The 12,087-nt window shown below is 54.4% G+C and carries 8 protein-coding genes and 2 rRNA genes; 3 read left to right on the top strand and 7 right to left on the bottom strand.

Going from position 1 to position 12,087, the window contains the following annotated elements; translation table 11 throughout:
• Positions 1–170 precede the first annotated feature (170 nt).
• The 3 genes from IP581_RS01290 (at position 171) to IP581_RS01280 (ending at position 2,010) form a co-directional block, all read left to right on the top strand.
• Positions 171–833, top strand: coding sequence for a hypothetical protein (locus IP581_RS01290; protein ID WP_193821572.1), 663 nt, complete (start codon positions 171–173; stop codon positions 831–833).
• 123 nt (positions 834–956) lie between these two features.
• Complete coding sequence (gene iclR / locus IP581_RS01285; protein ID WP_086873880.1) at positions 957–1,781, top strand: glyoxylate bypass operon transcriptional repressor IclR; 825 nt, start codon at positions 957–959, stop codon at positions 1,779–1,781.
• Between the two features lie 34 nt (positions 1,782–1,815).
• Positions 1,816–2,010: a phosphatidate cytidylyltransferase gene (locus IP581_RS01280; protein WP_265580043.1), complete on the top strand. Its 195-nt coding sequence runs from the start codon at positions 1,816–1,818 to the stop codon at positions 2,008–2,010.
• Between the two features lies 1 nt (position 2,011).
• Here IP581_RS01280 and aceK read toward each other — a convergent pair whose 3' ends face one another.
• From aceK to IP581_RS01245, 7 genes are all read right to left on the bottom strand, one after another.
• Positions 2,012–3,760, bottom strand: a complete 1,749-nt coding sequence (gene aceK, locus IP581_RS01275; RefSeq protein WP_097401693.1) for a bifunctional isocitrate dehydrogenase kinase/phosphatase — start codon at positions 3,758–3,760, stop codon at positions 2,012–2,014.
• 51 nt (positions 3,761–3,811) lie between these two features.
• A complete protein-coding gene (aceA, locus tag IP581_RS01270; RefSeq protein WP_193822621.1) occupies positions 3,812–5,116 on the bottom strand; it encodes an isocitrate lyase in 1,305 nt (434 codons plus the stop codon).
• A 154-nt stretch (positions 5,117–5,270) separates the two neighbouring features.
• A complete protein-coding gene (gene aceB / locus IP581_RS01265) occupies positions 5,271–6,872 on the bottom strand; it encodes a malate synthase A (RefSeq protein ID WP_193821571.1) in 1,602 nt (533 codons plus the stop codon).
• 246 nt (positions 6,873–7,118) lie between these two features.
• Positions 7,119–8,048, bottom strand: coding sequence for a homoserine O-acetyltransferase MetA (gene metA, locus IP581_RS01260; RefSeq protein WP_086873878.1), 930 nt, complete (start codon positions 8,046–8,048; stop codon positions 7,119–7,121).
• 134 nt (positions 8,049–8,182) lie between these two features.
• Positions 8,183–8,611, bottom strand: coding sequence for a YjaA family stress response protein (locus tag IP581_RS01255; protein ID WP_086873877.1), 429 nt, complete (start codon positions 8,609–8,611; stop codon positions 8,183–8,185).
• A 337-nt stretch (positions 8,612–8,948) separates the two neighbouring features.
• Positions 8,949–9,064, bottom strand: a 5S ribosomal RNA gene (gene rrf / locus IP581_RS01250).
• Between the two features lie 97 nt (positions 9,065–9,161).
• Positions 9,162–12,069, bottom strand: a 23S ribosomal RNA gene (locus IP581_RS01245).
• Between the last annotated feature and the right edge of the window lie 18 nt (positions 12,070–12,087).

Raw genomic sequence — 12,087 nt, 5'->3', positions numbered from 1 at the left:
AGCGACGCGGGGTGAACATGAGAGATGCTCACGTAACGCCCGTAAACCTGAGTGTTGCGCCAGTCCGTTACCCTTTCAGTGCGATGACTTGTCAAGTTTTCAGGCCTGATTGCCGATGTATGTTCAAACCTTCTGCCCTCTGACAGGCACACCGACTTACGGAACGGATTATGTCTTTTTTGACGTCTCTTTTTGGCCATAAGAAACCTCGCCTCACCGACCTGCAACTCAACATTGCCGGGTGGCAACTGTATGAGAGCCGTGACACCAGCATGGCATGGTCCACGCCGGAACAGAGCGCGGTGCGCCTTCAGCTCCACGATCCGGTGCAGTGGCCCTTCGCCTTACACGATATTGCTGCCGCTACACGCTATTGGCAGCAAGAAACAGCAAAAATCGGCGGTGCGTTACTGGAGTTAACAGCGCTCAATATTCAGGATGTCGCCGCGTTGCAGGGCATATTTAAATATCGCGATCCGACACCGGGTTCACTCGGTATGTATTTTGTCGCGATTATCTGGCTCCCCGTTAAAAACGGGCTCTTTCAGATCAATGCGGAAGCGGTAGAAAAATGGAACACTGGCTTTCGCGAAGCGGTAGTGATGGATTTACAGCTTAAGCAGGGCAACATACCGCCCACTAACGACGAGCCAGAATTTATTGATTCTGCCGACGCGCTCTTCGCCAAATTGCAGGAAAGTGAACTGCGTTGCCTGCCGAGCGACGATCGTCAATATGATGAGATGTTTCCGGAGCATCCACTGAGCCAGGTAAGACGAACCATTACGCTTTGTGCGCAACATATTCAACTGGCGAAACACGTGCGGCAATAAATACCCTGTATCTGCCATTTTCGTGCTGTTTTGTGCGAACTCATCCGATCAGTCTGGCGGGGAGTTGCGTTATACTCAATTAAAACGAAAATGATTTCCACGATACAGAAAAAGGAGCCTGTCATGGCCACGTCCGTTCCCGCTAAACGAGGCAGAAAAGCTACCGCCCCGGCCGCTCCGGCGGGTGGGCAAGTTCAGTCATTGACCCGCGGCCTGAAACTGCTGGAATGGATTGCCGAGTCTCATGGCAGCGTCGCCCTCACCGAACTGGCGCAACAGGCCGGTTTGCCGAACTCAACCACCCACCGCTTACTCACGACCATGCAACAGCTCGGGTTTGTTCGCCAGGTGGGCGAGCTGGGGCACTGGTCGGTAGGCGCGCATGCGTTTATCGTTGGCAGCAGTTTTCTGCAAAGCCGTAACCTGATGGCGATTGTTCACCCGATCCTGCGCAACTTAATGGAAGCATCCGGCGAAACCGTGAATCTCGCGGTGCTGGATAAGAGCGACCATCAGGCGATTATTATCGATCAGGTGCAGTGTACGCAGTTGATGCGCATGTCCGCGCCGATTGGCGGCAAATTGCCGATGCATGCTTCCGGCGCGGGAAAAGCGTTTTTGTCGCGTCTGAGCGATGAGCAAGTGGGTAGCTTGCTGCACCGCCAGGGGCTGCATGCATACACCCATGCCACGCTGGTATCGCCGGTACACCTGAAAGAAGATCTCGCCCAGACGCGTAAACGCGGCTATTCCTTTGACGATGAAGAGCACGCGCTGGGTTTACGCTGCGTAGCGGCGTGCATTTTTGACGAGCACGGCGAACCCTTCGCCGCGATTTCCATCTCCGGGCCCATCTCTCGCATCACCGATGACCGCGTGACCGAACTGGGCGCGATGGTGATCCGTGGCGCGAAAGAAGTGACGCTGGCGTACGGGGGAATGCGTTAACTTCCAAAAGGTTACAGCATGAAAGTCCCTTTTTATTCACCTTATGGTGCCAGGGACATTCACGCGCGTGTCTTCTGGCGGTTTATGTATGTCGGCGATTAAACGCGATCGCGGCGTGAAGGATTTCGGCGCGATGCTCGAAGGGCACGGCGGCATGATGGACAGGATTGATTCTCTCTGCTTTGCCGCGCCCATCTTCTTTCATGTGGTGAGATATTACTTCACCTGATTTACCCCGCCTGCCGCAGCGCGCCTGCGCCAAAGCGTACGCTGAAACGCTGGCGTTTGCGGTAGGCATAAACATCTTCGACATGCCCTTCGCGGATGCGGGCCTGCAATCCGCGCCAGTAATCGGCACGCAGCAAATCGGCATGCATCTCTTCGAACAGCGGGCCGATTTCCGGGTCGGCGCACAACCAGTGGCGAAACTCTTGCGGAAAGACATCCCCTGGCGACACGCTGTACCACGGTTCGGCGCTCAGCTCATCTTCCGGGTAACGCGGCGCGGGAATGTCGCGGAAATTCACTTCGGTCATATAACAAATTTCGTCGTAATCATAGAACACCACGCGTCCGTGGCGGGTGACGCCGAAGTTTTTAAACAGCATGTCACCGGGGAAAATATTGGCGGCGGCAAGCTGGCGAATGGCGTTGCCATACTCTTCAACCGCGTCGCGCAGTTGCTGACCTTTGACCTGCTCAAACCACAGATTGAGCGGCACCATACGCCGCTCAATATAGAGATGGCTGATGGCGATGCGATCGCCGAGATCGGTGATTTTGCCAGGCGCTTGTTCCAGCAAAAGCGCCATCAACGCCGGGGAAATCTGCCGTTTTTCCAGCACAAAGTTTTCAAACTCTTGTGTGTCGGCCATGCGTCCCACACGGTCATGCTCTTTAACCAGTTGATAGCACGCCCGCACGTGCGCAGCACTCATCTCTTTTTGCGGGGGAAAAACGTCTTTGATCACCTTAAATACCCGATCAAAGCCGGGCAGCGTGAACACCAGCATCACCATGCCGCGAATGCCAGGCGCTTCAATAAACTGCTCGTCGCTGGCGTTGATGTAATTTAAATACTCGCGGTAGCTTTCTGTTTTGCCATGTTTCTGGCAACCAATTGCCATATAGAGTTCGGCGGTGGTTTTACCGGGCAGGATCTCGCGCAACCACTCAACGGTGGCGGCGGGTAGCGGGGCGTAAACCATAAAATAGGAGCGGGCAAAACCAAACACGATGCTGGCTTCCGCCGATGTGGTCAGACAGGTATCGACAAACAGCTCGCCTTCATCGGTGCGGTGGATCGGCAACAAGAACGGCAGCGTAGCCGACGGGGTAATGAGCTTACCCACCAGCCAGGCGGCTTTATTGCGGTAAAACAGCTCGTTCGCCACCTGCAAGTGAGAGTGAGCAAGGGTTTCGCTGCCAAACGCCTCTTGCAGATGCGCGGTGATATAGCCCACATCACGCGCTTTATCCTGCCACGGCAGGCGCAGCGGCAAATCCGACAGCACTTTGGTCAGCAGCGCTTCCCAGCCGCGTTCCGGCCAGAACGCTTTGGCTAACGGGCGCGGGATGGTGCGAAAGCGGCGTTCCGGCTGGGAGCTAAAGATAAACAACCGTTCGGGCGTGAGAGAGCGGTGATCGAATAGCCGACAATAGACTGAATTAAAGAAGCTTTCGGCGATTTCAAAGCGGGGATAATCCGGCAACAGTTGCGTGTAGTGCTCTTTAACACGCAGCAAAAACGCGGCGTCCGGGCTTTGGCTGTCGGTGATGCAACGCAGTTGCTCGACGACCAGGCCAACATGGTGATCATAAAGATGAATGCGCTGCTTCATCGCCTGCTGAACGGCGTGCCAGTCGGCTTGTTCAAAGCGCTGTTGTGCGCCGGACGTTACTTCCAGAAAACGGCCATACTGGGCATCAAAGCCTTGCAGGATGGTTTGGGCAATGAGCAGTTCCAGACCACGCGACATCGTATTCCCCAGGCATTAGCCCGGCAGGCTTGCTACCGGGCAGATTGACGATTAGAACTGTGCTTCTTCCGTTGAACCCGTCAACGCCGTTACCGACGAGGTGCCGCCCTGAATGATGGTGGTGACTTTATCGAAGTAACCGGTCCCCACTTCCTGCTGGTGAGAAACGAAGGTGTAGCCCTCTTTGCCTGCGGCGAACTCTGGCTGCTGCACTTTTTCGACGTAGTGCTTCATCCCTTCGCCCTGGGCGTACGCGTGGGCTAAATCGAACATGTTGAACCACATGCTGTGAATGCCCGCGAGGGTGATGAACTGGAACTTGTACCCCATATCTGACAACTCCTGCTGGAAGCGGGAGATGGTGTTGTCGTCGAGATTCTTTTTCCAGTTAAACGACGGCGAGCAGTTGTACGCCAGCAGCTTGCCTGGGTATTTGGCGTGGATCGCGTCGGCGAAACGGCGCGCCAGGTTGAGGTCTGGCGTGGAGGTTTCACACCACACCAGATCGGCATACGGCGCGTAAGCCAGACCGCGGCTGATCGCCTGCTCAATGCCCGCATGGGTGCGGTAGAACCCTTCGCTGGTGCGCTCACCGGTGATAAACGCGCTGTCATACGGGTCGCAATCTGAGGTAATCAGATCGGCGGCATCGGCATCGGTGCGCGCCACCAACAGCGTCGGAACGCCCAGCACATCCGCCGCCAGACGCGCCGCCACCAGTTTCTGCACCGCTTCTTGCGTTGGCACTAACACTTTGCCGCCCATATGGCCGCATTTTTTCACCGACGCGAGCTGATCTTCGAAATGTACTGCCGCCGCACCGGCTTCAATCATCGATTTCATCAGCTCAAATGCGTTCAGCACGCCACCGAAACCCGCTTCGGCATCTGCGACGATCGGCAGGAAATAGTCGACAAAGCGCGGGTCGCCCGGCTCAATACCGGAAGACCACTGAATTTGATCGGCGCGACGGAATGTATTATTGATGCGCTCAACCACCGACGGCACGGAGTTTGCCGGGTAGAGCGACTGATCCGGGTACATGCTGGCGGCGAGGTTAGCATCCGCCGCCACCTGCCAGCCGGAAAGATACACCGCTTCAATTCCCGCTTTCGCCTGTTGCAGCGCCTGCCCGCCCGTCAGCGCGCCAAGGCTGTTGATGTACCCTTTTTTCGATTCGCCATGCAGCAAGCGCCACATTTTCGCCGCGCCCAGTTGCGCCAGCGTGCATTCCGGGTTGACCGAGCCGCGTAACTTCACCACGTCTTCCGCGCTATAAGGGCGGCGAATGCCTTCCCAGCGCGGCTGTGTCCACTCTTTTTGTAATTCTTCGATTTGTTGGGTACGGGTTTTCATATTCAGATGCTCCATATTCTTCTCCTGGCTCGCCAGGCGTTATTGGTGAAGGCAGTTTGGTCATGGCCAATGAGCAAAACCGCAACGCACTTGTAGAACATGAGGTCTTGCGCACTGGCTGGAGCCAAATTGGCGAACAAAATAGCCCGGGCGATTACGCCAGCAGGCGGTAGCCAGGCAACGTTAAGAAGTCGATCAGCTCATCAGAAGTGGTGATCTGCTCCATCAGGCGCGCGGCATCGTTAAAACGCCCGCTGCTGAAACGGTGCTCACCCAGCTCTTCCTGAATAACCAGCATCTCTTCGGCCAGCATCTGGCGGAACAGCGCTTTGGTAACCGGCTTGCCGTTGCTCAACGTTTTTTCGTGATGGATCCATTGCCAGATTGAAGTACGGGAAATCTCCGCCGTCGCGGCATCTTCCATTAGCCCGTAGATCGGTACGCAGCCGTTGCCGGAGATCCACGCTTCGATGTACTGCACCGCGACGCGGATATTGGCGCGCATGCCCTCTTCGGTGCGCTCACCTTCACAAGGTGCCAGCAGATCTTCTGCGGTGATCGGCGCATCGTCCTCACGGCTGACAAAAAGTTGGTTTTTGTGTTCGCCCAGCGCCGCGTTGAACACCTCCATCACCGTGTCGCCAAGCCCGGGATGTGCAATCCAGGTGCCATCGTGACCGTTATTCGCTTCGAGCTGTTTATCGGCTTTTACTTTGTTCAGCACCCAGTTGTTACGCTCGGTGTCTTTGCTGGGGATGAACGCCGCCATACCGCCCATCGCGAAAGCGCCACGACGATGGCAGGTTTTGATCAGCAGACGCGAATAGGCACTAAGGAACGGTTTATCCATCGTCACCACCTGCCGGTCAGGCAGCACACGATCCGGGTAGTTTTTCAGCGTCTTGATGTAGCTGAAGATGTAATCCCAGCGCCCGCAGTTCAGACCAACAATGTGGTCGCGCAGCGCGTGCAGGATCTCATCCATCTGGAATACCGCAGGCAAGGTTTCAATCAGCAGCGTGGCTTTGATGGTGCCGCGTGGCAGATTGAAACGATCTTCGGTAAAGCTGAAGACCTCGCTCCACCATGCCGCTTCTTGCCACGACTGCGTTTTCGGCAGGTAGAAATAGGGGCCGCTACCTTTGGCGAGCAGATTTTTGTGGTTATGGAAGAAGTAGAGCGCGAAATCGAACAGGCTGCCCGGAATGGCCTCTTCGCGCCAGGTGACGTGTTTTTCCGGCAGGTGTAAACCACGTACACGACAAACCAGTACCGCCGGGTTGGGTTTCAGTTGGTAGATTTTACCCGCTTCATTGGTGTAGCTGATGGTGCCGTTGACCGCATCGCGCAGGTTGATCTGCCCGTCGATCACTTTGTCCCAGTTTGGTGCCAGTGAATCTTCAAAATCCGCCATGAACACCTTCACATTGGCATTCAGCGCGTTGATCACCATTTTGCGCTCAACCGGCCCGGTGATTTCAACGCGGCGGTCCAGCAGATCGTCGGGAATCCCCCGGATCGTCCAGTCACTTTCACGAATGGAAGCTGTTTCCGAAATAAAATCAGGCAACGTACCGGCATCGATCTGTTGCTGCTGATGCACACGCGCGGCCAGCAATTGGTTGCGCTTTGGCGTAAAGCGTGTGACCAGCTCGCTCAGGAATTCCACGGCTGCCGGGGTGAGAATCTGCTTCTCTTGTTCACCGTGCGGTCGCATAAAGGCTAATTCATCGGTTGTTGTTGCCTGTTGTGTCATGGTGCGATTCCTCTTTTTTGCAGCAAAGACATTTCCCAATGCCAACGAAGATCGGGTGTGCAGTTTTCGTTCAGCAGGATCAATCCTGGCTAATAAATTTTCCAAAATCAAAAACAATTTCCATTTTTAAATTAAAATGGAAATAACCGATTGATAACAAAGAGGTTATAGTTTTATTGTGTTGAGAAGTGATTTTCGCAAATAAAAAAGGCACCCGAAGGTGCCTGTAATAAGGGGCTGAAACGCTTAATCCAGCGTGGGATTCATATGACGCAGGTCGTATGGCGTGATCTGGTAGACGTAGTAGTTAAGCCAATTGATGAACAGCAAATTGCCATGGCTACGCCAGGATGCACGCGGTTTATTCTGCGGATCGTCATGGGGAAAATAGTTGTGCGGTAGCGCCGGACTTAGCCCGGCATCCACATCGCGGAAAAACTCGTCCGCCAGTGTGTTGGCATCATATTCAGGATGGCCGGTGACAAAGGCGATACGTTTGTCTTTGCTGGCGAACAGGTAGGCGTCACCCTCTTCCGTTTGGGCAAGGATCTCTAAATCGGTGTAGTCGCGGATCAATGCAGCCGGGAAATCGGCGTAACGCGAGTGCGGCGCCAGAAAAACATCATCAAAACCACGCGTCAGCAACGCGTGAGGATGAAGGATATGGTGTTCGTATACGCCGGAGAGCTTTTCGGTGCGGGTCTGTTTGGGGATGCCATAAAGGATGTTTAACGCGGCTTGTACCGCCCAACAGACAAACAGGGTTGAGGTGACATGATCTTTGGCCCACTCCAGAACCTGCTCGATCTGCGGCCAGTAGGCCACGTCGTTAAATTCAACTAAGCCTAATGGCGCACCAGTGACGATCAAACCATCGTAGTTTTCATCACGGATTTCATCGAAATTACAGTAAAAGGTATTGAGGTGCTCGGCCGGTGTGTTGCGTGATTCACGCGAGTCGATACGCAGCAGGCGCACATCAACTTGTAGCGGTGAGTTTGACAGCAAGCGCAGGAACTGGTTTTCCGTCTCAATCTTCTTTGGCATCAGATTGAGGATCAGCACCTTCAGCGGGCGGATTTCCTGCACTGTTGCGCGCGATGTCGTCATCACAAAGACATTCTCATCACGCAAGAAATTGACGGCTGGCAGCTCGTCCTGCACCCGAATCGGCATATCTTATATCCTCACTGCATACGTTTAAACGTTTAGACATCCAGATAGCCGAAGATACCCAGGAATCGGCAAAATGTCGAGTACGCAAGTGAAAGGTGAGAAAGTTTCACGTCGCGGCCTGTGTAGCATTGATATTAGCTAATGATTTTCGGTTTGTTATCGCGCGAAGAGGGAGGCATTTTCGATTGGCTCAGTGTCGCCAGCACGTGTTGATCGCTTAGCGGTGTCTGGCTGGCAACGACCTGCGGGTAACGGCATCGGCCTTGTGAAGCGCCGAAGGTCATTTCAAGGATGGCGCGCTCTTCGACAGGCGATAAGCCACCTTCATTCATCTCCAGCGCATGCGCGAGGATCGCCAGACGCCCCATGCCCGGAAGGGCGTGCCAGAATGCGCGTGGTGCCACTTGCAGAATCAAATCGCGTAACAGCTTTTCCGCCGGGAAAAAGTCTGCGATGAGTATTCGCTGGTTGCTGAAGGTTTGGCTACCCGAAACCTGCTGCTGAGTCTGGAGGTTACGCACAACCATGCGGTTTTTATAAAGCTGGGCGTAGAGAACGATCATGGAGATGTCCTTTAGCGATAAATGGAGCAGAAACAATAGCAAAAAAGCGCGGGCATACGGGAGAAATGAGGCATACAGGACGGAACCTCACAGGATGTGCGCGGGAAAACAGCCTCCACACGGTGATGTGATCTCCGGCCAGCAGTGGACTTTGAGCAACAGGCTGGCATCTGAGGGGTCCGGCATCCCGGAGGGGAGATGCTGTGGTGTCTGCAGGGGCAAGCAGTAAAATCCGACAGGAGTGACGTACCACCAGGATAAGTGCCTGCTTGTGCTGTTTCGCTGCATAAAAACGTAAAAAGGCCATCCGTCAGGATGGCCTCTTCACTTAATTGATGCCTGGCAGTTCCCTACTCTCGCATGGGGAGACCCCACACTACCATCGGCGCTACGGCGTTTCACTTCTGAGTTCGGCATGGGGTCAGGTGGGACCACCGCGCTGTTGCCGCCAGGCAAATTCTGTCTGTCAGAACGTTCTCACACTCTGACGTAATCTGTATCACGCTGAAAATCTTTTCTGTCTCTCACGCCAAAACACCTTCGGCGTTGTAAGGTTAAGCCTCACGGTTCATTAGTACCGGTTAGCTCAACGCATCGCTGCGCTTACACACCCGGCCTATCAACGTCGTCGTCTTCAACGTTCCTTCAGGAGACTCAAAGTCTCAGGGAGAACTCATCTCGGGGCAAGTTTCGTGCTTAGATGCTTTCAGCACTTATCTCTTCCGCATTTAGCTACCGGGCAGTGCCATTGGCATGACAACCCGAACACCAGTGATGCGTCCACTCCGGTCCTCTCGTACTAGGAGCAGCCCCCCTCAATTCTCCAGCGCCCACGGCAGATAGGGACCGAACTGTCTCACGACGTTCTAAACCCAGCTCGCGTACCACTTTAAATGGCGAACAGCCATACCCTTGGGACCTACTTCAGCCCCAGGATGTGATGAGCCGACATCGAGGTGCCAAACACCGCCGTCGATATGAACTCTTGGGCGGTATCAGCCTGTTATCCCCGGAGTACCTTTTATCCGTTGAGCGATGGCCCTTCCATTCAGAACCACCGGATCACTATGACCTGCTTTCGCACCTGCTCGCGCCGTCACGCTCGCAGTCAAGCCAGCTTATGCCATTGCACTAACCTCCTGATGTCCGACCAGGATTAGCTGACCTTCGTGCTCCTCCGTTACGCTTTAGGAGGAGACCGCCCCAGTCAAACTACCCACCAGACACTGTCCGCAACCCGGGTAACGGGTCCACGTTAGAACACCAGCCATTAAAGGGTGGTATTTCAAGGACGGCTCCACGCAGACTGGCGTCCACGCTTCAAAGCCTCCCACCTATCCTACACATCAAGGACCAGTGTTCAGTGTCAAGCTATAGTAAAGGTTCACGGGGTCTTTCCGTCTTGCCGCGGGTACACTGCATCTTCACAGCGAGTTCAATTTCACTGAGTCTCGGGTGGAGACAGCCTGGCCATCATTACGCCATTCGTGCAGGTCGGAACTTACCCGACAAGGAATTTCGCTACCTTAGGACCGTTATAGTTACGGCCGCCGTTTACCGGGGCTTCGATCAAGAGCTTCTCCTTACGGATGACCCCATCAATTAACCTTCCGGCACCGGGCAGGCGTCACACCGTATACGTCCACTTTCGTGTTTGCACAGTGCTGTGTTTTTAATAAACAGTTGCAGCCAGCTGGTATCTTCGACTGGTTTCAGCTCCATGAGCAAGTCACTTCACCTACGCACCAGCGTGCCTTCTCCCGAAGTTACGGCACCATTTTGCCTAGTTCCTTCACCCGAGTTCTCTCAAGCGCCTTGGTATTCTCTACCTGACCACCTGTGTCGGTTTGGGGTACGATTTCGTGTTACCTGGAGCTTAGAGGCTTTTCCTGGAAGCAGGGCATTTGTTACTTCAGCACCGTAGTGCCTCGTCATCACGCCTCAGTGTTAAAGCACTCCGGATTTGCCTGGAGCACACACCTTCACGCTTAAACCGGGACAACCGTCGCCCGGCCAACATAGCCTTCTCCGTCCCCCCTTCGCAGTAACACCAAGTACAGGAATATTAACCTGTTTCCCATCGACTACGCCTTTCGGCCTCGCCTTAGGGGTCGACTCACCCTGCCCCGATTAACGTTGGACAGGAACCCTTGGTCTTCCGGCGAGCGGGCTTTTCACCCGCTTTATCGTTACTTATGTCAGCATTCGCACTTCTGATACCTCCAGCAACCCTCACAGGCCACCTTCGCAGGCTTACAGAACGCTCCCCTACCCAACAACACATAAGTGTTGCTGCCGCAGCTTCGGTGCATGGTTTAGCCCCGTTACATCTTCCGCGCAGGCCGACTCGACCAGTGAGCTATTACGCTTTCTTTAAATGATGGCTGCTTCTAAGCCAACATCCTGGCTGTCTGGGCCTTCCCACATCGTTTCCCACTTAACCATGACTTTGGGACCTTAGCTGGCGGTCTGGGTTGTTTCCCTCTTCACGACGGACGTTAGCACCCGCCGTGTGTCTCCCGTGATAACATTCTCCGGTATTCGTAGTTTGCATCGGGTTGGTAAGCCGGGATGGCCCCCTAGCCGAAACAGTGCTCTACCCCCGGAGATGAATTCACGAGGCGCTACCTAAATAGCTTTCGGGGAGAACCAGCTATCTCCCGGTTTGATTGGCCTTTCACCCCCAGCCACAGGTCATCCGCTAATTTTTCAACATTAGTCGGTTCGGTCCTCCAGTTAGTGTTACCCAACCTTCAACCTGCCCATGGCTAGATCACCGGGTTTCGGGTCTATACCCTGCAACTTAACGCCCAGTTAAGACTCGGTTTCCCTTCGGCTCCCCTATTCGGTTAACCTTGCTACAGAATATAAGTCGCTGACCCATTATACAAAAGGTACGCAGTCACACCCCGAAGGATGCTCCCACTGCTTGTACGTACACGGTTTCAGGTTCTTTTTCACTCCCCTCGCCGGGGTTCTTTTCGCCTTTCCCTCACGGTACTGGTTCACTATCGGTCAGTCAGGAGTATTTAGCCTTGGAGGATGGTCCCCCCATATTCAGACAGGATACCACGTGTCCCGCCCTACTCATCGAGCTCACAGCCTGTGTGCTTTTGTGTACGGGGCTGTCACCCTGTATCGCGCGACTTTCCAGACGCTTCCACTAACACACAAGCTGATTCAGGCTCTGGGCTCCTCCCCGTTCGCTCGCCGCTACTGGGGGAATCTCGGTTGATTTCTTTTCCTCGGGGTACTTAGATGTTTCAGTTCCCCCGGTTCGCCTCATTAACCTATGGATTCAGTTAATGATAGTGTGACGAGTCACACTGGGTTTCCCCATTCGGACATCGCCGGCTATAACGGTTCATATCACCTTACCGGCGCTTTTCGCAGATTAGCACGTCCTTCATCGCCTCTGACTGCCAGGGCATCCACCGTGTACGCTTAGTCGCTTAACCTCACAACCCGAAGATGTT

The sequence above is a fragment of the Kosakonia pseudosacchari genome (assembly GCF_015167415.1).
Lineage (GTDB): Bacteria > Pseudomonadota > Gammaproteobacteria > Enterobacterales > Enterobacteriaceae > Kosakonia > Kosakonia pseudosacchari.
The sequence above is the reverse complement of the archived record's forward strand: the minus strand, read 5'-3'. Positions and strand labels throughout refer to the sequence as shown.

Excerpts from the sequence above, each read along its gene's own strand:
- IP581_RS01290 (WP_193821572.1), top strand. The coding sequence starts at position 171 with ATGTCTTTTTTGACGTCTCTTTTTGGCCATAAGAAACCTCGCCTCACC.
- iclR (WP_086873880.1), top strand. The coding sequence starts at position 957 with ATGGCCACGTCCGTTCCCGCTAAACGAGGCAGAAAAGCTACCGCCCCG.
- aceK (WP_097401693.1), bottom strand. The coding sequence starts at position 3,760 with ATGTCGCGTGGTCTGGAACTGCTCATTGCCCAAACCATCCTGCAAGGC.
- aceA (WP_193822621.1), bottom strand. The coding sequence starts at position 5,116 with ATGAAAACCCGTACCCAACAAATCGAAGAATTACAAAAAGAGTGGACA.
- aceB (WP_193821571.1), bottom strand. The coding sequence starts at position 6,872 with ATGACACAACAGGCAACAACAACCGATGAATTAGCCTTTATGCGACCG.
- metA (WP_086873878.1), bottom strand. The coding sequence starts at position 8,048 with ATGCCGATTCGGGTGCAGGACGAGCTGCCAGCCGTCAATTTCTTGCGT.
- IP581_RS01255 (WP_086873877.1), bottom strand. The coding sequence starts at position 8,611 with ATGATCGTTCTCTACGCCCAGCTTTATAAAAACCGCATGGTTGTGCGT.